The 21,080-nt window shown below is 65.2% G+C and carries 20 protein-coding genes; 7 read left to right on the top strand and 13 right to left on the bottom strand.

From position 1 onward, the window contains the following. Positions 1-286 precede the first annotated feature (286 nt). Complete coding sequence (locus tag KF785_10955; GenBank protein ID MBX3147277.1) at positions 287-1,030, top strand: aldolase; 744 nt, start codon at positions 287-289, stop codon at positions 1,028-1,030. A 3-nt stretch (positions 1,031-1,033) separates the two neighbouring features. On the opposite strand, the gene KF785_10950 is transcribed toward KF785_10955, so the two are convergent. The 3 genes from KF785_10950 to KF785_10940 all read right to left on the bottom strand — a co-directional run bounded on the left by KF785_10950 (position 1,034) and on the right by KF785_10940 (position 3,447). Then, a complete protein-coding gene (locus KF785_10950; protein ID MBX3147276.1) occupies positions 1,034-2,488 on the bottom strand; it encodes an amidohydrolase family protein in 1,455 nt (484 codons plus the stop codon). A gap of 100 nt (positions 2,489-2,588) precedes the next feature. Beyond that, entirely contained in the window at positions 2,589-3,008 is a 420-nt protein-coding gene (locus KF785_10945) for a hypothetical protein (GenBank protein ID MBX3147275.1), read from the bottom strand. Further along, positions 3,001-3,447, bottom strand: coding sequence for a MaoC family dehydratase N-terminal domain-containing protein (locus KF785_10940; GenBank protein ID MBX3147274.1), 447 nt, complete (start codon positions 3,445-3,447; stop codon positions 3,001-3,003). Before KF785_10940 ends, KF785_10945 begins: the two co-directional genes overlap by 8 nt. 216 nt (positions 3,448-3,663) lie before the next feature. Between KF785_10940 and KF785_10935 the strand changes: the two genes are divergently transcribed. Beyond that, on the top strand, positions 3,664-3,999 hold the full coding sequence (locus KF785_10935; GenBank protein ID MBX3147273.1) for a hypothetical protein: 336 nt from the start codon (positions 3,664-3,666) through the stop codon (positions 3,997-3,999). Between the two features lie 17 nt (positions 4,000-4,016). Here KF785_10935 and KF785_10930 read toward each other — a convergent pair whose 3' ends face one another. Then, positions 4,017-5,066, bottom strand: a complete 1,050-nt coding sequence (locus KF785_10930) for a beta-lactamase family protein (protein MBX3147272.1) — start codon at positions 5,064-5,066, stop codon at positions 4,017-4,019. Between the two features lie 218 nt (positions 5,067-5,284). Here KF785_10930 and KF785_10925 point away from each other — a divergent pair, with 218 nt between their 5' ends. Further along, entirely contained in the window at positions 5,285-6,067 is a 783-nt protein-coding gene (locus KF785_10925) for a prephenate dehydrogenase (protein MBX3147271.1), read from the top strand. 21 nt (positions 6,068-6,088) lie between these two features. On the opposite strand, the gene rocD is transcribed toward KF785_10925, so the two are convergent. The 4 genes from rocD to KF785_10905 all read right to left on the bottom strand — a co-directional run bounded on the left by rocD (position 6,089) and on the right by KF785_10905 (position 12,204). Then, a complete protein-coding gene (gene rocD, locus KF785_10920) occupies positions 6,089-7,297 on the bottom strand; it encodes an ornithine--oxo-acid transaminase (GenBank protein MBX3147270.1) in 1,209 nt (402 codons plus the stop codon). Next, positions 7,294-8,166 (bottom strand): pyrroline-5-carboxylate reductase, encoded by an 873-nt coding sequence (proC, locus tag KF785_10915; GenBank protein ID MBX3147269.1) that lies wholly within the window; start codon positions 8,164-8,166, stop codon positions 7,294-7,296. Before proC ends, rocD begins: the two co-directional genes overlap by 4 nt. Before the next feature lie 193 nt (positions 8,167-8,359). After that, complete coding sequence (locus tag KF785_10910; GenBank protein ID MBX3147268.1) at positions 8,360-10,441, bottom strand: cation:proton antiporter; 2,082 nt, start codon at positions 10,439-10,441, stop codon at positions 8,360-8,362. Positions 10,442-10,509: 68 nt separating this feature from the next. Continuing rightward, positions 10,510-12,204, bottom strand: coding sequence for a beta-lactamase family protein (locus KF785_10905; GenBank protein ID MBX3147267.1), 1,695 nt, complete (start codon positions 12,202-12,204; stop codon positions 10,510-10,512). A 191-nt stretch (positions 12,205-12,395) separates the two neighbouring features. On the opposite strand from KF785_10905, the gene KF785_10900 reads away from it, so the two are divergent. From KF785_10900 to sulP, 3 genes are read left to right on the top strand one after another with little or no spacing between them, the layout of a single operon-like run. Beyond that, positions 12,396-12,917, top strand: coding sequence for a sigma-70 family RNA polymerase sigma factor (locus KF785_10900; GenBank protein MBX3147266.1), 522 nt, complete (start codon positions 12,396-12,398; stop codon positions 12,915-12,917). Then, positions 12,917-15,535: a serine/threonine protein kinase gene (locus KF785_10895; protein MBX3147265.1), complete on the top strand. Its 2,619-nt coding sequence runs from the start codon at positions 12,917-12,919 to the stop codon at positions 15,533-15,535. Before KF785_10900 ends, KF785_10895 begins: the two co-directional genes overlap by 1 nt. A 2-nt stretch (positions 15,536-15,537) precedes the next feature. Beyond that, the gene (sulP, locus tag KF785_10890) at positions 15,538-17,226 is read left to right on the top strand and encodes a sulfate permease (GenBank protein MBX3147264.1); all 1,689 of its coding nucleotides are present in this window, start codon (positions 15,538-15,540) and stop codon (positions 17,224-17,226) included. 28 nt (positions 17,227-17,254) lie between these two features. On the opposite strand, the gene KF785_10885 is transcribed toward sulP, so the two are convergent. Next, complete coding sequence (locus KF785_10885; GenBank protein MBX3147263.1) at positions 17,255-17,494, bottom strand: (4Fe-4S)-binding protein; 240 nt, start codon at positions 17,492-17,494, stop codon at positions 17,255-17,257. Between the two features lie 391 nt (positions 17,495-17,885). Here KF785_10885 and KF785_10880 point away from each other — a divergent pair, with 391 nt between their 5' ends. Continuing rightward, positions 17,886-18,209: a hypothetical protein gene (locus tag KF785_10880; protein MBX3147262.1), complete on the top strand. Its 324-nt coding sequence runs from the start codon at positions 17,886-17,888 to the stop codon at positions 18,207-18,209. Positions 18,210-18,245: 36 nt separating this feature from the next. On the opposite strand, the gene KF785_10875 is transcribed toward KF785_10880, so the two are convergent. The 4 genes from KF785_10875 to KF785_10860 all read right to left on the bottom strand — a co-directional run. Next, complete coding sequence (locus tag KF785_10875) at positions 18,246-19,472, bottom strand: FAD-binding oxidoreductase (GenBank protein MBX3147261.1); 1,227 nt, start codon at positions 19,470-19,472, stop codon at positions 18,246-18,248. A 387-nt stretch (positions 19,473-19,859) separates the two neighbouring features. Continuing rightward, on the bottom strand, positions 19,860-20,285 hold the full coding sequence (locus KF785_10870; protein ID MBX3147260.1) for a hypothetical protein: 426 nt from the start codon (positions 20,283-20,285) through the stop codon (positions 19,860-19,862). A 19-nt stretch (positions 20,286-20,304) separates the two neighbouring features. Beyond that, positions 20,305-20,622 (bottom strand): hypothetical protein, encoded by a 318-nt coding sequence (locus KF785_10865; protein ID MBX3147259.1) that lies wholly within the window; start codon positions 20,620-20,622, stop codon positions 20,305-20,307. Between the two features lie 215 nt (positions 20,623-20,837). Beyond that, on the bottom strand, positions 20,838-21,080 hold a 243-nt coding region (locus KF785_10860; protein MBX3147258.1), incomplete at its 5' end, for a hypothetical protein.

The following is a 21,080-nucleotide window of genomic DNA, read 5'->3' as shown; positions in this document are numbered from 1 at the left end:
CCTTCGGGTGCAATCGTTGGCACGAGAAACCGGATCCGATTGACGGTGAGATCCGATTAGATGGAAGAGGTGAAGGAGTTGGCATTGCGGTTCGCGGCAGGCGCCGGAGCCCGGCCGAGCGTACCGCAGGCCTCGGCCAGGCAGGCGCCCGACCAGGTTCTCACACGAATCCCGCCGGGGACCACCTGACGGAACCGACGAATACGTCTAGCTTGATCTGGGGGTTCACTGTCAACGCCGAACCAAAGACTACTCTCGACCGGCATTCGCTAAAGGCACACGCCCGATGACGACCACCCGCTCCTACCAGGCCGACCGCATCAATCTCGCCGCGGCATTCCGCTCAGCCGAGCGGCTGGGACTGCACGAAGGCATCGACAACCACTTCAGCTACGCAGTGGAGCCGGACGGCCACCGTTTCCTGGTCAACCCGATCGGGCTGCACTGGCGTGAGTTGCGGGCCAGTGACCTCGTACTAGCCACCTCCGACCGCACCATCCTCGAAGGCGACCTGCCAGTCGAGGACACCGCGTTTTTTATCCATTCCCGGCTGCATCTGAAGCACCCCCGCGCGCGCGCCGTCCTTCATACCCACATGCCGTACGCAACGGCCCTGACACTGCTGGACGGTGGCCGAGTCGAGATGGTGTCCCAGAACGCGCTGCAGTTTGCCCGGCGCATTGCCTATCTCGACGACTACGAGGGCCTCGCCCTCGACCACACCGAAGGTGACCGAATGGCGGCCGCCATGGGCGACAAGAGTGTGCTCTTCCTCGGCCACCACGGTGTTATCGTCACCGGCCCCAGCATTCACGCCGCCTGGAACGATCTCTACTTCCTGGAGCGGGCCTGCATGGTCCAGGTGCTGGCCATGTCGACGGGACGCGCCCTTCGCCCGATTCCAGACCGCGTGATCAACAGCCTGGTCGATGCCATGAACACCAACGCCGACGCTGCTGATCAACCGCGCAAACATTTCGAAGCGCTCAAGCGGCTGCTCGATCGCGAAGCCCCCGACTACCGCGGCTGAGCCTCAGAAGCGGCCGACCAGGCCCCGCGTCGCGGCGATCAGCTTGGCCGAGTCGTAGGCAATCCCGTCACGAAAGACCAGGACGGGATTGCCCATATCACCGATCCGGTCCGCCGGATTGCCCCGCACCACGACAGCGTCCGCCCGCTTGCCGATTTCGAGCGTGCCGACCTGACTGTCGATTCCCAGAATTCGGGCGCCGTTGCGCGTCCCGATGGTCAATGCCTCGATCGGCGTGAACCCGGCCTCGACGAGCAGCTCGAGTTGCCGAACATTGCCGTAACCGGCGATGGTCCCGCCATAGCCCGTCGGATCGCTGCCCGCACCAAGCGTCCCACCGGCTCGGACAAAGGCACGTTCCCAGGCTAGCGCGGTACGAAAGGCGTCCGCAAACCGAGCGCTGGTATCGCGGGCGAGGTGCTGCTGAATAAAGAGGTAGTCGTCGCGCAGCTCCGGACTCAACGCCTCCAGCACCCCGCTCGGCACCATTCGTCCCGGCACCATCGTTTCCCAGATGGGAAGTGTCGAGGTCATCGGAATGCCGCGGCGCACCAGGTTGTTGATCCCGTTCAGGACCGCCGGCTTACTGAGGTCGAGGGTCGCGGCGGTCTCGTAGACCCGGTTCTCACCAGGACACAGGTCGGGCTTCTTCTCAGGCACGAATTCGGTGTTGGTCAGGAGCCCATGCTCGAGGCCATCGATGCCCAGCGCCGCGGCTTCCGAGTGGGTCACGGAACAGAGATGCGCCGTTACCCGGTGGCCGAGCCGATGCGCCTCATCGATGATGGCGCCAAGGTCCTCGCGTGTCACGAACGTATACGCCTTGAACCAGGTGAAGCCCTCGTCGGCCCAGTAGCGCACCGCTCGGCGCGCAGCTTCGGGACTGTCGATGTGCTTGAAGTGCGGAATCGGGTACCCGGGACGGTCAAGAAACGGGCTGGTCAGGTAAATCAGCGGTCCCGCTTCCTGGCCCTGATCGATGGCGTGCTTGGCATTGAGATCCACGTATGGGGCGATCGTCCCAGCCGTACGCAAGGTGGTGACCCCGAAGGCCAGGTACAGCTTGGGAAAGCTGAAGTTCTGCGAGACGTAGCTGAAGAGCCCCGGCTGCCGCCGCCCCGTTGGATAGAAGAGATGCTCATGCAGCATCACCAGACCCGGCACCACCGTGTGCCCGGGCAGGTCCAGCACCTCCGCCCCGGGGGGGATGGCGACCTCGCCTCCCATGGCCGTGATCCGGCCGCCGCTGAAGACAACGGTCTGACCGTCTCGAGCGGCCGCCCCGGTGCCATCGACAACCCGCACATTCCGCAGCGCAATGACCGGCGCGTCATGCGCGACATACTGGCGCGCCAGCGGGCCCATGGCCGCCGCCTGTTGTGCGACACCGATCGTCGGCCAGCTGAGCAGCATGCCCAGCAGCATGACGGGCCACACTATCGTCGTCGATCGCCCCATGATCCTGATCCTCTTCGCGAGTCGTTACAGTCGTGCGATACGCAACGGTAGTCTCGCTGCCGACGGATTCCTGTCAACCGGCCTGGGCGGCTGCGCCAGATCAATCGCTCAGATCGACCACGGCACGCCCCCTGAGCTTGGGCGAGCCTTCCGCGTTGAGCAGACGAAGATCGAGGCTGACTCGCCCCGGAACGCCATCAACATCGACGGCGCTCACCCTCCCGGTGGCCGTCAGGACCTCTCCCGGGTACGTAATCGAGACGAACCGCACCCCGACCTCGCGAACCTGGGCCTGCGGAACCCAACCGGTCACCAGCCGTGCCAGGTAGGCCATGCCCAGCATTCCGTGCATGAAGACATCGGGATAGCCGGCCTGCCGGGCAAAGTCCTGATCGATATGCAGCGGCACGAAATCACCCGAGCCCGCGGCATAGAGCGCGATGGTCGTCCGCGAAAGCGGGGGAAGGCTCAACGGCGGCAAGGCAGTGCCGACCCCGGCAAACCCGCTCGGCTCAGTCATGGCGCACCACCAGGGTGCTCTCCGACTCTGCCACCAGCTCACCCGTGCTCGCGCGACGGACATCGAGTCCGAAGACCACGAAATCGAGCGTCCCGTTCTTCTTGCTGTACATGTCGCGAACTCGGCGCTGGACCCGCAGCCGGTCGCCGGCGCAGATCGGCTGATGAGGGATCACCTTTTCCTCCGCATGGAGCATCCGACCGACTGGAATGCCCAGATCGGCGAGGTACCCCAGGCCGGCGGGGTCGTCCATCAGCAGACAGAACGGCAGGGTGAGCGGAGCCAGAATCGATCGGAACCCGGCCGCCTGGGCCGCCTCCTCGTCGACATAGATCGGTCGCGTTTCTCCGATAGCGCGGGCCAATGTCCGCAGGCGGCCCTTCTCGATGTCAACTTCCCATGCGGGCCAGGTTCGGCCGATATGCGCGCGATCGATCATGCTATCTCCAATGATGACCTAAGGTCGAGTCCGCCCCAGGGCCTTCGCCAGATTCGAGGCGGAGCCAAGACTTTGACAGTGGCGCGCCAACGCAACACGTCATTAACTTGCGCTGAATCTGCAGCCGAGGCAGCAATGCGTGGCTCCGACAGACCGTCCAAAGAGCGCCCGTCGCTCATTATCGCTGAGTCGATATCTCCGGCGTTCCGGGCGGCGATGACCGCCCACCTGAACCGCTGGCAGTCGGATTACGGCAACCTGGTCGTGAAGGCGATCCGGGCCCGGCCGCGGAGCCGCGAGGACCTGACCCGAAAGCTCGACGACCTGCTCCGTCAGCGCGAGCGCGTCGGTCAAATCCTCGACACCCTGTCAGCGGCCTCGAATCATGTCGAGTGGGAAGCCACACGGGTGGCCGTTGAGCAGGCGTTCGAGGAACTCAAGACCAACACCATGAAGCTGCGCCGCCAGATTCGCGCGGCCTCGGTCCGCAAGGCAGGTACGCGGCGGGCTCAGCAGGACAAACGCATCGAGCGCCTGTTCCAGGAGGACTGACCCGCCGGCCCCCTGTATCAGCGAATCCCGAAGGCTCCCGCAATACCCTCCGCGATCCGATCAGGATTCGCACTCGCGACGTTGGTCAGCACGATTACCGCAAGCCGCTGCTCGGGAAACCGCATGTAGGTCGTCCGAAAGCCCGTCAAGGCGCCTCCATGGCTGATCCGCGGACGGCCCGCGAGCGAATCGAGACTCCAGCCATAGCCGTAGCCGTGCCGGGTTCCGTCGGTCAGCACCGTCGGCGCCCACATCTCTCTCTTCGACGCCGCCGTCAGCACACCGTTGCCTTCGAGCGCCAACTCCCATTTTGCCAGGTCCGCAACAGTCGAGACGAACGCTCCGCTCGGCCGCACCGCCGGGATGTCCTCGGCCCGCGACCAGACATTGTTGCGCCAGACATAGCCGTCCGCTCGGTGCGGAATCAGGCCGGTGGCCGTGGTAACACCAGTTGCCGTCATCCCGAGCGGTCGAAAAATGCGGGCCTGAAAGTACTCCTCCCAAGGCTGACCCGAGAGCCGGGAGATGATGTCTGCCAGGGCGAAGTAGCAAGTATTGCAATACGACCACTTGCTGCCGACCGGAAAGAGGAGGTCCCGGCCAAAGGCTCCCTTAACCACCACCGAGTCGGGTTGCTGTCGGTACGGATCGAAGGCCCCTTCACGCACGACACCCCCGGTGTGGTTCATGAAGTGCGCCAGCGTCAGCGGTGCCCAGCTTGCGGGGGCGTCGGGATAGTATCGGGATACGGGGTCGCTGGTCTTGAGTTTGCCCTCCTGAGCCAGCAGCATGACTCCGCTGGCAATCAGCTGCTTGCTGACCGACGCGATCTTGAAGACGGTCCGGTCCGTCACCGGTGTCTGCCATTCCAAGTTGGCAATCCCGTACCCCTTCGAGAGCACGACCCGCCCATTCTGGACCACCGCCACCGCCGCACCGGGGATATGCTGCTCGCGCATCTGGTGCGCCACGATCGAGTCCACCGCCCTGTTTGGCTGGCCTGCAACGTCGTTCCAGCCTGCCATGACCAGAACCGCAGCTACCCACCCGATCCACAGAGATCGCATAAACCCTCATCTGGAAGTGCATCGACCTGCCTGCCCGGACAAGTTTAATCACGACAACGTATCACCATGAACGGGGCCCAACCTTTCTCAGTCGGGCCTGCCGGCCTACCTTGCTGCCGATGTCACCCTCACTTCCCCACCCGTCAGCGGCGGCCTCCGGCGCATCCTCGCGGGGGACCTCGCCCCAGCGTGCGCTGGTTATCGGCGGCGCAGGGCGGATGGGCGCATGGCTGGCTGGATACCTTCGCCAGCGCGGGCTGACCGTCGAGATTGCCGATCCGGCCGGAGTTCCAGCCGGGTTCCAGCACTATGCCGACTGGCGGGAGACCGCGCTCGATCACGACCTGATTGCCGTGGCCGCTCCGCTCCGAACGAGCGCCGCGATCCTCGAGGAGATCCGCGAACGAAAGCCGCCCGGTATCGTCTTCGATGTTGGATCGCTCAAATCTCCGCTCCGAGCGGGACTGACCCGTCTTGCCGAGGCCGGGATTGCCACCACGTCGATTCACCCCATGTTCGGTCCCTCGGTCGAGGAGCTGACCGGCCGTCACATCATCGTGATCGATGTTGGTCACCCCGACGCGACCGCACGCGTCGCCAGATTGTTTGATGGCACCGGGGCCCGCCTCGTTCCCATGGCGCTCGATCAGCATGATCGGATGGTGGCGTACGTCCTCGGTCTTTCGCACGCGCTCAACATTGCCTTCGTAACGGCCCTGGCCGACTGCGGCGAATCGGCTGCCGAACTGATCCGTCTCTCGAGTACCACCTTCGACCGGCAGCTCGCGGTCGCGAGCCCCGTCGTCGACGAGAATCCTCACCTGTACTTCGAAATCCAGCGGCTCAACGACTTCGGACTGGATGCGCTCGATGCGCTGCGGGACGCGGTACAGCGGGTCCGGACGGCCGTGCAGGACGGTGATGAAGCCACCTTCGTACAGCTGATGGAGCGCGGGCGGGAGTACCTGCAGGAGCGGAAACCGGCCGATCGCTCGGATTGAGCAACCGGCCGGCGGAATGACTCAGGCGGAAAATACCGACTTCACCTGGGCAATCATCCAGTCGAGATCCTCTTCGGCAACGACCAGCGGTGGCGTCAGCCGCACCACCAAATCGTGGGTCTCTTTGCACAGCAGGCCCAGCTCAGCCAGCCGCTCGCAGTAGGGCCGGGCCGGCACGGTCAGTTCGATGCCAATCAGCAATCCGCGGCCCCGCACTTCACGAATGTGCGGATGTTTGATCGTTTTGAGGGCAGCAAGCACCTTGGCACCGAGACGAGCCGAGCGACCGGCAAGATCCTCGTCTTCCAGAATGGCCATCGCGGTTCGGGCCACGGCGCATCCCAACGGATTGCCTCCATAGGTGCTGCCGTGACTGCCCGGGTTGAACAGATCCATGACTTCGTCGCGACCGATCACGGCCGACACCGGATACGCCCCGCCCGACAACGCCTTGCCGACGATCAGCAGATCCGGCGTGACACCCTCGTGATCGCAGGCCCAGCGCTTGCCCGTGCGCCCGAGGCCGGTCTGGATCTCGTCCGCCATGAACAGCACGTTGCGCGTCCGACAGAGTTCGGCAGCCGCGCGCAGGTAGCCATCCGGTGGAATGTGGATCCCGGACTCGCACTGAATCGGCTCGACCAGGAAGCCACAGGTATCATCGTCGATCGCGGCGGCCAGCGCATCGAGATCGCCGAAGGGAATCCGGACGAAGCCCGGAGCAAACGGGCCGAAGTCGTCGCGATACGACTCCTCGGATGAGAACCCCACGATGGTGGTGGTCCGACCGTGGAAGTTCCCTTCGCAGACGATGATCTTGGCACGATCCTTGGCAATGCCCTTACGCCGATAGCCCCAGCGCCGCGCCGCCTTGATTGCCGTTTCGACGGCCTCGGCGCCGGTGTTCATCGGCAGGACCTTGTCGAGGCCTGCCAGCTCCGCAAGTTCCTTGACGAAGTAGGCGAGCTGATCGTTGCGGAACGCGCGTGACGTCAGCGTGACCCGGGCGGCCTGCTCCGTCAGCGTTTCGATCAGGCGCGGATGCCCGTGCCCCAGGTTGACGGCCGAGTAGGAACTGAGACAGTCGAGGAAGCGACGGCCTTCGACGTCGTAGACCCAGGCCCCTTCGCCTCGCTCGACCACAATCGGCAGCGGATGGTAGTTGTTGGTTCCGTAGCGCTCCTCGAGCGCAATGAACTCGCCGGTTTTTGAGGTACTGACTGCGGTCATGATGACCCCTTTCTGCCTGCCTCGACAGGCGCCGCCGGACCGAGCTGTCCGGCGATTCGTGTCGCTTCCTCGACGGCCCGGGCCAGCACCGAACGGATCTTCCCGTCCTCGAGCATCAGCAACCCACCGATGGTGCATCCGGCCGGCGTCGTGACGTCGTCACGCAGTGCGGCAGGATGGCGCCCGGTTTCCTGAACCATCTTGGCGGCGCCGAGCATTGCCTGCGCAACAAGCATCAGCGCCTTGTCGCGAGGCAAACCCACCCGGACGCCCGCGTCGGCCAGCGCCTCCATCATCAGGTACATGTACGCGGGCCCGCTGGCACTGAGCGCCGTGATCGCGTTGAAATGCGATTCGTCGAGCACCACACTCCGCCCGACGACCGCAAAGACCCGTTGCGCCAGCGCAAGGTGCTCCGGCCGTGCGGTCGGGCCACCGCACACTGCCGTCATCCCGTGACCGACAACGCAGGGCGTGTTGGGCATTGCGCGGACCCAGGCGTGCGCCGTGCCGAGGGCCGCAGCAAGCGTCGCGGTCGTCACGCCGGCGGCAATCGAGATCAGCAACGCATCGTCCCGAAGGCCGAGCATGCCAAGTCGACCGAGCACGGCCGGGATCTGCGCCGGTTTGACACAGACGATCACGATTGCCGCATCCCCCACACGAGGGCCAAAATCCTGCTCCACCGGGATGCCGAGTAGCTTGGCGACTCGGTCACAGGATTCGGGTGTTTTGCTGCTGGCCCAGAGCTGGTCCGGAGTGACGGCCCCCTGCTCCAGGAGTCCCTTGAGAATGGTTTGGCCCATGACCCCAGCGCCAATCACGCCGAGGGTGCGGCCGGAGGGTAGCAATGAAGTTTCAGTGGACACGAGAACGCTCCACGACGTCGCTGCCTGAAATGGTATCGGAATAACCTGCGGGGCGGTACATCCGGCTCCTTATGCCGCTAATCAGGCAAGAAATAACCGGCTCAATCGGAAGGCAAGCCCGAGCAAATCACGAGGTCACCGCTGTCCTGACAGCCAATCCATTCGCACCGGGTCGAACCGCCGATCCTCTCGCCTACAAGTGCGACGCTGGCCCCAGGTCGCCGGGAGGGTCGCCGATGGACAGAAGTCTCTCGGCAGCGCCGATCGATTCGTGCGACCCCGCCACCGCCAGCCGGTCGCCTGCCTGGAGGCGTTCCTCCGGCCCGGGCACGGGTATCGAGGCATCGGCGCGGGCAATCGCCAGGATCAGCGCGCCGGTCCGGCTCCGCAGCTCGAGGTCGGCCAGAGTTCGGCCCACCGCGTAACTCCCATCGCCGAGGGTTACCACCATCGGCGCGCCGAGGCCGGGCAGCAGTTCCTTGACCTGATCAGGCATCTCGAGCCGCTCCGGCCGCGCACCGGCATGCGCCTGACGCGCCAAGCCAGCCACGACGACTTCCGCACCCGCTTTGACGTGGCCGTCGAGGTCGGAGGCGCGCCGCCAGATCGCCACGGCGTAGCCCGCCAGAAACACGATCAGAATGAGCGGCCCCGTGAACGTCGACAGGAATGGCTGCGTCACCGCAACGACCGCCATGCCCGTCAGCAACACGATGACCAGTTGGAGCACCAGCGTCAGCAGCTGGCGCGGCGTGCGATTGAGATCCAACCCCTTGGCCACCGGGGGAAAGGCCCGCTGGGCCACCCGGTCGCCAAGCCGACGACCGAGACGTCCGATTCCGACCACGAGCGGTGAGGCCACCAACCCGGCGGCCACGATGATCGCGATTCGAGCCACACCTGGTGTAACACCGGTCGCGCCGACGGTCGCATCCACCAGGGTGGTGAAGAAGAGGCTGACCGCCACCAGGATGCCGCTCAGCACTGCGGCGTCGACCAGGAGCAGCCCGACGACGCGCCAGAAGCCGCGCCGTGTGGCAGCCGATTTTCGGGGCCGGTCGAGCCAGGAGCCGTACAGCGAGGTCAGGGTCTGCAGTCGCGGGGGCATCCGGCGATCGACGGCCGCCGCGACCCGACTGGAGTTCTGGACCAGCCACGGCGTCAACATCGTGGTAATGGCCGACACCGCGACTATCACCGGGAAGACGTACTCACCAGTCCTGCCGAGCGAGAGACCAAGCCCCGCGATGATGAACGAGAACTCGCCGATCTGCGCGAGACTCATCCCGGCCTGGATGGCCGTTCTCGTCGGGGTACCGGCCAGAAAAGCACCGAGAGCGACGCTGAAGATCTTGCCGACCACGACCACCAGCGTCAGCACGACGATCGGCTGCCAATGGGCGACCAGGAGCGCCGGATCGATCAGCATGCCGACCGACACGAAAAAGACGGCGGCGAAGAGGTCGCGCACCGGTTTGATGGCATGGTCGACGTGCTCACCAAGCCCGCCCTCCGCCATCAGCGACCCCGCCATGAACGCGCCCAGCGCAATCGAGTATCCAGCCTCCTGCGCAAGGTACGCCATCGCGAAGCAGATCCCGATTCCCATCACGACCACGATTTCCGGGGTGCTCCGCATCGTGGCCGCGCGCATGGCCCGGGGTATCACCAGAATCCCGATCCCGACCAGCAGCACCAGGAAGAGCCCCAGGCGACCGATAGTGATTGCCAGTGCAGACGCCGAGAGCCCTCCGCCCGTCGCAATCGCCGTGAGCGCCGCCATCCCGATGACCGCGATCAGATCCTCGAAGAGGAGGATGCCAACCACCAGATCACGCAGCCGGCCGGTGACCCGTTGCTCGTCGAAGACCTTGGCAATGATGGTCGTACTCGAGATGGCAATCGCGACGCCGAGAAAAATGCTTTCCAGGTGACCCCAGCCGAACAGCTGCCCGACCAGAAAGCCCAGCCACGCAACGATCCCGGCCTGAATCACCGCCGTCAGCCCCGCCGTCGACCCGAGCTTGACCAGCTTGCGAAGGCTGAACTCCAGCCCGAGCGAGAACATCAGGAGAATCACGCCCAGCTCAGACAGTGTCTGGACGATGGCCTTGTCGGCAACGAAACCAACCGGCACATACGGACCGACCAGCAACCCGGCAATCAAGTAGCCGAGCACGACGGGCTGCTTGATCCGCTGAAACAGGTACGCGACAAAGGCCCCGACGGCCAGGACGATCGTCAGCGACCGAAGAAACTCGTGCGCATCATGCATGGATAGCAACGTAAGGCCTGGCTCGGCCGCTCACTAGGGACGGCGCCCGGTCCGGGCCGCTTTCGACTTCAGCGCCGGCGGACGAACCGGATGCCGTGCGCCCGATCCGTGTCGATGACGAAACCAACCACACTCCAGGAATCGCCGTGACGTTGAAACTGATAGCGCCCTGACCCGGACCCCACCGGAACGAAGCCATCAGCGATACTTGGCCGAAGCGGCACCTCATCACCCCGATGATGCCGAATCACCAGGCGACCTTCCTTCACCGACACCGTCGCGGCCGCCCCGACGTCTTCGCTCCAGTACTCGCCAGCATAGGCCGCCAGCTGGTCGGCCGTGGGCGCCCCAGCCGGCGACGCGGCAAGTTCCATGATCCGGCCCGCGATGTAGGGATGGGGCCGCTCCACCACCCAGCGACCGTCCCGTTGCCGAAAAGTGAAGAGCCCCAGCGAATCGGCGCCCAGTTGATAGCGGTTGCCGCCGAGGGCCCGGAGCGGACGGCCCGGCGGCGTCAACCCGAATCGGAGCGCACCCTCGTGCACCGCGAACCGATAGAGATCGCGCTCGTTGCGGTAGTAACCGGCGTGCTCCGCCAGCTCGGCAGCGGTGCTCGCCGCCCCGGCGGGAACGATCGAGTCGGCCCGTGCCGGGAGCGCCGCGCCCAGCACGATGTCGACTACCTGCTCAGCAAGCAATGTCGGCGCCGCGTGATTCGCGTTACAGAGCACGGCAACCCCGAGATCATGCTCTGGCAACCGCACCAGGTAGGTCCGATAACCACCATCCGACCCCGAATGCGACCAGGTGACGGCTCCGCGATAGCTGCCGCGCGCGATGCCCAGAGCGTAGGCCAGGGTATCACCACTCGCCAGCACACCACGGGTTTCCATAGCCCGGATCCCCGCTGCGCCACCGACGGTGCCGTCGACAAAGTTGCGATGCCAGTGAACCAGGTCGTCGACCGAACTGTAGAGCCCGCCCGCGCCAACCGACTCGTAGAAGGGAATATCCAGGCGATACGTCGAGTCCGAGCCCCGCAGCGAATACGCATGCGTCCGCCCGGGCAGCAGGCTGGCCGGATCGCCGTGGAACCTGGTGCGGTGCATCCCGAGCGGTTTGAAGATCCGGTCCGTCGTAAACTCCGTGAGGCTGTGACCTGTGACCCGCTGGACGATGATCCCCATCAGCCAGTAGGTGGCATTGCTATAGCTGTAGTCCGTGCCCGGCTCGAACTCGAGTCGCTCCTGTCGGGTTACCGCGCTCAACGCATCCAGGAGCCGAATCGACTCGCCAGGGTACTGCAAGCCCCCGAGCACGAGGGGGGTCAGGCCGTCCCGGATGCCGCTCGTGTGGTTGATCATCTGCCGAATGGTGACACTACGACCGAACGTCGGCACCTCGGGCAGATACCGCTGGATGTCGTCATCGAGACGGAGGGCGCCATCCTGCTCGAGCAGCACCAGGGCCATGGCCGTGAACTGCTTGGATACCGAAGCGAGTTGAAAGGTCGACGCCGTACCGATCGGAACCCCGAGCTCGAGGTTGCCCATGCCATACCCCCGGGCGTAGGCAATCGAGCGACCTCGATATACGCCGACCGCACAGCCCGGTGTCGCGGTGCCGGCAAACCGGTCGAAGACGCGGTCGATGGCCCGAGCCTGGGCGCCGCCGATTCTTTGCGCTGCCACGGGCGCGGCCCCGCCCAGAATGAGCGCGCCAGCCAGCCCAACGACCACCTGATCGAACCTTGGGAAACGCATACTGGCTCTCTGGAGAGAAGGGATGCATCGCCCGGCACCACCTTGCCCGGCGGCGAACGACTCGATGCCCTCTGAACAGCGGGAAGGCGGTATTCTAACAGCAGGCCGCCCGGGTACGATGCGTCACAGTTGCGGCAGCGGTCCCGTGGATGATAGGCTTGTTACCGCAACCGCATCATATCGGGGCATCGATGGACCAGGACAGACAGGCGTTCGATGACCTCTTCAGTCTGGCGTATGAAGAGTTGCGTCGCCTGGCCTCCAGCGTCCATCGGGACGACCCCCACGCCTCGATGAACCCGACGGCGCTGGTCCACGAAGCGTGGCTCAAGATGGCCAATTCGCCCGGCCTGGCCGCCACATCGCAGGTGCACTTCAAGCGGATTGCCGCCCGCGCCATGCGACAGATCCTGGTCGATGCCGCCCGCCGGCGCAACGCTCGCAAACGCGGTGCTGGCGTCGCCGTGATTACCTACGACGACGCCGCGTCCGCCACGCCAACCTCGGCCGATGAACTGCTCGGCCTCGACGCGGCCCTGGACGAACTCGCCCGCCTGAGCCCGCGCCAGGCGACGATGGTCGAGAGCCGCTTCTTTGGCGGACTCGAGACCCGCGAGATTGCCGAAGAACTGGGCATCTCCGAAGCAACCGTACTGCGCGACTGGCGCGCGGCCAAGGCGTGGCTCGGTCGCGAGCTGCAGCGATCCCTCTGATGGATCCGAAGCGCTGGGAACGGGTCCAGGCGATCTTTCACGCCGTCGCCGACCTGCCACCCAACGAGCGAACGGCCGCCCTCGAGTCGGAGGCCGGTGGCGACAGGACTCTGATTCAGGACGTTCGCACCCTACTCGATGCCGACCGCGACCAGCACCCGTTGCTCGGACAGGACCTCGCGTCGGTTGCCTCCTCGATGCTGAACGACGCGGACGCCCGCCCCTTCGATCAGTCCTTCGGGCCTTACCGGTTGATCCGTTTGCTCGGCGAAGGAGGCATGGGTGTCGTCTATCTCGGCGAGCGTGCCGACCTGGCGAGCGTCGCCGCGATCAAGATTCTGCGCGACACCCTTTCGCCCTCGCGCCGCCACCGGTTCGCGGTCGAGCAGCGGACCTTGGCCGGGCTCAGCCACCCGGGCATTGCCCAGCTCTTCGACGCCGGCACCCTGCCCGACGGCACCCCGTGGTTTGCCATGGAGTACATCAAGGGGCTGGCCGTCACCGAGTACTGCGGGCGGCAACGGTCGACCCTGGCCGAGCGTCTGTCGATCTTCCGCGCGGCGGCGCTGGCGGTGCAGCATGCGCATCAGCACGCCGTCATTCATCGCGACATCAAGCCCTCGAACATCCTGGTTCGCTCGGATGGCGCCGTCAAACTGCTCGATTTCGGGATTGCCAAACACTTCGCCGACACGGACGGTGGTGCCCCCGATCAGACACGCACCGGCCTCCGCCTGCTGACGCCGGCGTATGCCGCACCCGAGCAGTTTACCGGCGGGCCGCTCGGTACACCGACCGATGTCTATGCGCTGGGGGCCGTTCTCTTCGAACTGCTGACCGGTCGGCGCGCCTCCGAAACAGGCAACGAAGGGGACCCTGCCAGCCGCGCATCAACGACGTCACGACCGTCGACGGTCCCCGATGCTCCGGTGTCCGCCTCCCGCAGCGAGTGGGCCGACCTCGACGTGATCTGCCGCACGGCCATGCACCCCGACCCGACCCGGCGCTACCAGACCGTCGACGCCCTGGTTCGCGACTTGGATCGGTACGAGGCCGGGGTACCCCTGGAGGCGCGAGCCGACTCGCTGAGCTACCGACTCGGCAAATTCGTGCGACGGAACGCCCGCCCGGTTGCCGCAGCCGGCACCGTCGCCGCCGCGGCGCTCGTGATGGCCGTCTTCTACACCGTGCGGCTCGCCGAAGCGCGCGACCTCGCCGTCGCGCAGGTCGAGCGAACCGGGCGGATTCAGGGCTTCATGATGAACCTGTTTGCCGGCGGAGAGGCAGCCGTCGGGCCAGCCGACAGCCTCCGGGTCGTGACGCTGGTCGAACGGGGTATTCAGGAGGCCCGTGGCCTCAGCACCGAGCCACAGGTCCAGGCAGAACTGTATCTCACGCTCGGCAGCATAGCCCAGAAGCTGGGCAGGATGGCCCAGGCCGACACGCTGATCCGTGCCGGACTCGACCTGCGACGCGAACGCCACGGACCTCGTCATCCCGATGTGGCGAAAGCAACAGTCGCGCTGGGTCTGCTTCGGCTGGAGCAGGCGGAACTCGAGGCCGCCGACAGCCTGATCCGCCAGGGCACGACCCTCAGCGAAGCACTGCTCCCCGCCAATCATCCTGACGTGCTCGCCGCGCGCACCGCACTCGGTCAGGTGCTCTCGGCTCGCGGTGACTACCCGGGCGCCATTGCCCTGCTGTCGGAAACCCGCGGTCGGTATCCAACTGGCATCGTAACGCCGGAACTCGCCAGCACGCTGTCTGTGCTCGCCAGCGCCCACTTCTACGCCGGCAATTACGACACGTCCGACTCGCTCAACCACCGGGTCCTGGCCATGACCCGGCAGCTCTACGGACCAAGCCACCCGCTGGTTGCCGAAGACCTCGCAAACCTGGGAGCGATCCAGCACGATCTGGGACGCTATGCCGAGGCGGAACGGTATCATCGGCAGGCGCTTGCCATCGTGGAGCCGTGGTACGGCGCGGACCATCACCGCACCGCCCTGGCGCTGACGCTGATCGGCCGATCTCTGCTTTTCCAGCAGCGTCGGAGCGAAGCCGTGCCGATTCTGGAACGTGCGCTTGCCATCCGCGAACGCGTCTTCGGGCCCAATCATCCTTCGGTGGCATCGACGCTCAGCGATCTGGGGTCGATCGCACTCGCCGAGGATCGCCTGGACGAAGCAGACTCACGTTTCGCGAGGATGGCAACCATCTATCGCACGGTCCACGGACCCAATCACTATCTGCTCGCCACCGCCTTGTCGAATCTCGCCAGCGTTGCCGTGGAGCGCCGTGACTATCGGCGCGCGGAGGCCCTCTATCGCGAAGCGATCGAGGGCTACCACCATAGTCTCGGCCCCGACAACCTGAACACGGGGATAGCCCGGATCAAGCTGGGGCGGGCCCTGCTGCGTCAGAATCGCCATCGCGAGGCTGCGACCGAAAGCCTGGCCGGCTACGAGATCCTGGCGAAGCAGACCGATCCGGCCGTCAGCTTTCTCAGAGCCGCCCGAACTGACCTGGCTGCTGCGTATACGGCCCTCGGCATGACCGCCGAGGCGGATCGCTTCCGCGCCGAACTGGCCGAAACGACCTCGCCTCCCACGCCGTAACCATGTCGCACTTCGTTCCCAAGCTGCTGACCACCCTGCAAGGCTACACGCGGCCGCAGTTCGCTGCGGATCTGACGGCCGGTGTCATTGTTGGTGTCGTGGCCCTTCCCCTCTGCATTGCCTTTGCCATTGCCAGCGGCCTCACGCCTGAACGGGGGCTCTACACGGGAATCGTTGCCGGCCTTCTGATTTCATTGCTGGGCGGATCACGGGTGCAGATCGGCGGCCCGACGGGGGCCTTTGTGGTCATCGTGGCCGGGATCGTCGCTCAGTACGGGGTGGATGGGCTGATCGTCGCGACGCTGATGGCCGGGTTTCTCCTCGTGGCGATGGGCCTGCTCAAGCTCGGCGCGGTCATCAAGTTCATCCCATTCCCCGTCATCACGGGGTTCACGGCCGGCATTGCGCTCATCATCTTTTCCCAGCAGATCAAAGATCTGCTGGGCCTCTCGATCGAAGCCGTGCCTGCGGAGTTCTTCGGCAAATGGGCCAGTTATCTGGCCCACGCAAGCACCGTGGATCTCACGACCGCGGTGCTCGGCTTCGGGACGCTGGCCATCCTCGTCCTCTGGCCCCGTGTGTCGACCAAAGTTCCGGCGCCCTTCGTTGCCCTGGTTGCCGGTACCGTCGTCGTCGCCTTCTTCGAGCTGCCGGTCGACACCATCGGGTCGCGCTTCGGTGTCATCGATGCGCGCCTGCCGAGCCCGCACTGGCCGACCGTCACAGAACGGATGCTGATCGATCTCGCAGCGCCTGCCCTGACCCTGGCCCTGCTCGGCGCGATCGAGTCGCTACTCTCGGCAGTCGTGGCGGACGGGATGATCGGCAGCCGCCATCGCAGCAACATGGAGCTGATCGCGCAGGGGGCGGCAAACATTGCTTCTCCGCTTTTCGGCGGCATGCCGGCAACCGGCGCCATTGCCCGCACGGCGACCAACGTCCGGAACGGCGGACGGACCCCGATCGCGGGCGTGGTGCACGCCCTCACCCTGCTGGTCATCACCCTGTTTGCCGGGCGCTACGCCGCGATGATTCCGATGGCCACGCTGGCCGCCATTCTCGTGATGGTGGCGTACCATATGAGCGAGTGGCGCACCTTCCGGTCCGAAATCCGCGGCGCGCCGCGTACCGACGTCGCGATCATGCTCGCCACCTTCGGGCTGACGGTGCTGGTCGACCTCAGCGTCGCCATTGCGGTCGGAATGGTTCTCGCCGCATTTCTGTTCATGAAACGGATGTCAGAGATCGCAACCATCGAGCCGATGGGTCTGGAGCAGGAATCGGGGAGCGATGAACTTCGTGAGGAGACCAAGCAGGCACAGCGGCAACGGGTACCTCGCGACGTCAAAGTCTACGACATCAACGGACCGTTCTTCTTCGGCGCGGCAGAGTCATTCAAGGATGCCCTGCGGCAGGTCCACTGGAAGCCACGGGCTCTGATTCTCGACATGGACGACGTGCCGGTGATCGACTCGACCGGGCTCAGGGCGCTGGCCGAAGTGGTTCGCCAATGCCGCAAAGAGGGCATTCAGGTCCTGCTCTGCAACCTCGACCCCCGGGTCCGCGCCACCGTCGCCGCGTCCCACCTGTCACAGCTCTTCGAACCTGGCGAGCTGTCGCTCAGCTTTGATGAGGCCCTGATGGCCCTGGGCGGAACAGGCGAGCATCCGTCAAGCGTCACGCCGAACTGACAGATCTACCCGCCACCGGTCCGAGGGCTCACGCCCCGGTGTCCGCACCTTCACCGCGAAGCCGGTACTGCAGCGCGCCAGAAGGACAGGTTCGAATCATCGCGGCCACCTCCGCAGCCGGCGCCGCCTCGGGAGCGATCCATCGCTTGCGACGAATATCGAAAACGGCAGGCAGGGTCCGGACACAGACGCCGGAATGAATGCACACGTTGGGATCGAAAGTGACCGTGATCTCGTCCGTCTCATAGCTCTGCACACGCTTGGTCATCTGACCTCCTCGTTCGTCCCGCCCGCCGACCGCCGATACCCGCCGCTCGCCAGGAAGGTAAGCGCCCTCTCGCCGGACGGTAGCCTGCCATTGTCGCTGCCCTGTAACGCAGCACCTCCGGCACAGCTGCCCCGTCTCGACGACCCCGATGGGGGCGAGCGATCCACGCCCGTCCGGACGCGATGCGAACGGGAACTGCGCATGGACGGACCATAACCCGCTTTCTGCGCATTTTGATGTGCCCGACCCGACGTGGCTCGGCGTCACCCCGATAGAGACCGCATCCGGAATCGGCGCCCGGCACGAGTAGATTTCGTTCGCACCTGCCGAACCCCGGGCCGACTCTCGAACACTGGCGGAATGCGACGATCACTCTGGAAGGAGGCAGCTCATGCAGCACGAACGCAACCATGACCGAGAGCGCTGGCCTGATCTCAAGGACCGGATCCTGAAGCGCTGGTCGAACCTGGCAGAAAAGGAGCTCGACGCCACCGAGGGCGACTGGGACCGGATTCGCACCCTGATCGCGGCCGAGTACGGTATCAGCGGGGAGAAGGCCGAGCAGGAGATGGATGCCCTGTTGACCGGGAATGCGGCCTACTCCGCCGCGCCGACCTCAACGCGATCGCCGGCCGATCGAGCGGGACGCGCCCCCCAGCTGGATGATGAGGCAGTACGGCGCAGAATGGGCGGACCGGTGCATCGCACCAACTGAGGAGCCGGCCCGATCCGCACCATGGGGCCTGGCTGGTCAGGTGCGCCGAGCGCGGTCGAAGTGAAAGAGGCTCTGGTCGGGATGCCGTCGACCCTCTACCTGCGCACTAATCAGCTCGGCGGCAATGGTGCTGAAGACGATTCCATTGCCGCCGTAGCCCAGGGCCGCAAACGCTCGACCCTCGCCCGGAAGCCGTCCGATGTACGGTAATCCGTCCGGCGTGGCGGCAAACGTGCCAGCCCAGGCGAAGGCTCGTTCGAGCGACTCAATCCCCAGCAAGCGCGCCGCTCGCGTTTCGAGCGCGCGGACCCTGACCGGCAACAGCGCATCGCGCCCGTCCGCATGCCGAAACGGCACGTCCATGCCGCCCACCAGGACACGGCCATCGACCGTGGTGCGCATGTAGGTGTACGGCCGCGCCGTTTCCCAGAAGACCGCACCCCGACCGAGCGGGCCCGGGTACGGCCCGGGCTGGGTCACGAATGCGTAGGTGCTGTGCAGCGCGACCGCTCCGTTCGGAACCTTGGGCGGAAGCTCGTACCCCGTCGCAAATACGACGAACCGCGCCATGCACTGGCCGCGCGTCGTCATGACTCGGCATCGGGCCCCCTCATCCTGCCATTCGAGCAGCGCCGTCCTCGGGCAGACGATGGCACCGGCGGCCACCGCCCGGTTCAGCAGACGCCGGGTCAGCGCGACCGGGTCGACCTGCGCAGCATGCGGCGTTTCCAGCGCGGCCGCACCCGGAACATCATAACGCGCCGCCAGCTCGCGCCGGGTCAGCGGACGGACATCGAAGCCATGAGCCTGGCGCAGTTCGGCCTCATGCCTGAGCCGTTTGGCATCTCGCCGGCGTGAGGCGAGGTACACACTGGTGACGCGCTGGAAATCGCAACCGTCACCCAGGGAGGCCGCCAGCGCAGCGAGATCGTCAATGGCTTCGGCACACCGGCGGTACGCGCGCACCGCCTGATCGATGCCAACACGATCCGCCAGCGACCCGAGTTCGACATCGAGTTCATACTGCAGCAGGGCGGTGCTGACACCGGTACTACCCTCAGCCGGGGCGTGGCGCTCCAGGACGACTACCTCCCGCCCCTCCCGGACAAGGGCATCGGCCAGCAGGGCGCCGGTAATGCCGGCCCCGACGATCAAGACGTCAGCGCGAGAGGGCAGCGGCCGCTCGGGCGGCTCGAACAGGCCATTTCGCATCAGCCAATAGGGCGCGCCGGAGGCGATGCGCATCTTCGACGGAACGGTCATCCGGGGTCTCGGTCTGCAGGTGCACAAGAGTGGCCGCCATCCGGGCTGTCGACGTAGCCCGACCGGCCAAGGGTATGACGCTTCCCGCCTGGAGCTGGCGCACCAGACGAGGCCCCGAGGGCAATGACAAAAGGCCGACGCGAGTTGCTCGCGCCGGCCCCAGATATGCCGGGACATGGGCCTGGATAGAGTTGAACTATCGACCTCACGCTTATCAGGCTAAGGCTGGGGCATCCATCCGCCGGCATCCTGCCGGCTAAACCCTTGACGGTCAACGCTCTTGCCGGGGCGGGCCGACATCGAGGCCGAATCCTGCCGGGTCTAATGGACACCAAAACGGACACCTAAGATGCTATGGTGTCCGTTGAGCCTGGCGTAGCCGACGCTCTACAGCGGCGGAAGGACCTTCATTCGGAACGCGATTAGCTCGCGGAACTCGAACTTCACCAAGCGGCCCGGTTGTCGCAGGTTGCCGTCGAACCTAGACCGGATCTCGCTGTGCGCATAGTTCATCACGCCATCGGTATCGGCTTCGGGGCAGTGGAATACAAAGAACTCGTAAAGGCCCTGCACCTTGCATTCGAGGCTGGCTGGGATATCTCGGACCTCGAACACACCGACGCTCCATCCGGGCTTGAGTCGGACCACGTCATACGGTTCAGAGTACTTCCCTCGATTGACTGAACATTTCGGGAAATGAACCTGCTCGGCAATGGCTTTTTTTATTGCGGACTGTGTAGGGCGTCGCTCGAGACTCAGGCGTAGGTAGAGCTCTTCGGTGGGGTCGAAGTCCTGATCCGGATCGATAACCATTCCTGCGGCGCCTGCGGGGCTACAGGGAGAGAAAGATGCCAGTGTCGTGAATCAGCCCCTCAATGGAATCCTTGTTCCGAGCGACCTCGCGGACGTTCGTGTCCCGCCCCGCAGACATGGCCACCAGAATCTCACCACTGTTGGCAATCTCGACCGTGACTCGCCGGATGTCCGAACCAAAGACCGCGGCAACACCCCCATCGGGCGAGGCTCCGACGTGCACGGGCACTTGGTCGCGGTGGGAATACTGGTTGAGCAATGAGGACATCGCAGCAAGGGCTTCCAACGTGGGGCGTTCCGCGCCGTACTCGTCCCAATCGACCGGGAGGGCACGCAACTCCGCGAGCTGCCTAGCCCAAAGTGGGCCCGCCTGGCTCGCATTTATTGCCCTTTCGTACACCTCGCCTGCTTTTGTACCGCTCGCCAGTGAGGGCTGGGCCTTTCGCGGCGTCTGTGTCGGCCCGGCGAAGCTAGCTGACAACGCCTCAATGTCCCAAAGACCCGTCGCGTGGTCCGTGAAAGAACCACCACTTGACTGCGCAACCGCTGGTGTCATGCTTCGTCGGCGCCCTTCTCTTTATGGGATTCCAGCTTGTCGAGCTGGATGCCGAGCCAAACGATGATTGCCCTGGCCGCGCGAGGTGACAAAACCGCACCAACCTCGACTTCCCGGATGATCCCGTCGCGCGAAACCCGCTTGCTTTGGTCTTCCTCCCCGAGCTTTTTCCCATCGACCGAGTACTCGATATACGTAGGAAGCGCGGGCCGTTCGGAATACAAATTGATGTTGATGTT

Source organism: Gemmatimonadales bacterium, from assembly GCA_019637315.1.
Classification (GTDB): Bacteria; Gemmatimonadota; Gemmatimonadetes; order Gemmatimonadales; family GWC2-71-9; genus SHZU01.
The sequence above is the reverse complement of the archived record's forward strand: the minus strand, read 5'-3'. Positions and strand labels throughout refer to the sequence as shown.

Bases quoted from the DNA above. Each gene is read 5' to 3' on its own strand.
- KF785_10955 (MBX3147277.1), top strand. From the start codon at position 287: ATGACGACCACCCGCTCCTACCAGGCCGACCGCATCAATCTCGCCGCG.
- KF785_10950 (MBX3147276.1), bottom strand. From the start codon at position 2,488: ATGGGGCGATCGACGACGATAGTGTGGCCCGTCATGCTGCTGGGCATG.
- KF785_10945 (MBX3147275.1), bottom strand. From the start codon at position 3,008: ATGACTGAGCCGAGCGGGTTTGCCGGGGTCGGCACTGCCTTGCCGCCG.
- KF785_10940 (MBX3147274.1), bottom strand. From the start codon at position 3,447: ATGATCGATCGCGCGCATATCGGCCGAACCTGGCCCGCATGGGAAGTT.
- KF785_10935 (MBX3147273.1), top strand. From the start codon at position 3,664: ATGACCGCCCACCTGAACCGCTGGCAGTCGGATTACGGCAACCTGGTC.
- KF785_10930 (MBX3147272.1), bottom strand. From the start codon at position 5,066: ATGCGATCTCTGTGGATCGGGTGGGTAGCTGCGGTTCTGGTCATGGCA.
- KF785_10925 (MBX3147271.1), top strand. From the start codon at position 5,285: ATGGGCGCATGGCTGGCTGGATACCTTCGCCAGCGCGGGCTGACCGTC.
- rocD (MBX3147270.1), bottom strand. From the start codon at position 7,297: ATGACCGCAGTCAGTACCTCAAAAACCGGCGAGTTCATTGCGCTCGAG.
- KF785_10910 (MBX3147268.1), bottom strand. From the start codon at position 10,441: ATGCATGATGCGCACGAGTTTCTTCGGTCGCTGACGATCGTCCTGGCC.
- KF785_10905 (MBX3147267.1), bottom strand. From the start codon at position 12,204: ATGCGTTTCCCAAGGTTCGATCAGGTGGTCGTTGGGCTGGCTGGCGCG.
- KF785_10900 (MBX3147266.1), top strand. From the start codon at position 12,396: ATGGACCAGGACAGACAGGCGTTCGATGACCTCTTCAGTCTGGCGTAT.
- KF785_10895 (MBX3147265.1), top strand. From the start codon at position 12,917: ATGGATCCGAAGCGCTGGGAACGGGTCCAGGCGATCTTTCACGCCGTC.
- sulP (MBX3147264.1), top strand. From the start codon at position 15,538: ATGTCGCACTTCGTTCCCAAGCTGCTGACCACCCTGCAAGGCTACACG.
- KF785_10885 (MBX3147263.1), bottom strand. From the start codon at position 17,494: ATGACCAAGCGTGTGCAGAGCTATGAGACGGACGAGATCACGGTCACT.
- KF785_10880 (MBX3147262.1), top strand. From the start codon at position 17,886: ATGCAGCACGAACGCAACCATGACCGAGAGCGCTGGCCTGATCTCAAG.
- KF785_10875 (MBX3147261.1), bottom strand. From the start codon at position 19,472: ATGACCGTTCCGTCGAAGATGCGCATCGCCTCCGGCGCGCCCTATTGG.
- KF785_10870 (MBX3147260.1), bottom strand. From the start codon at position 20,285: ATGGTTATCGATCCGGATCAGGACTTCGACCCCACCGAAGAGCTCTAC.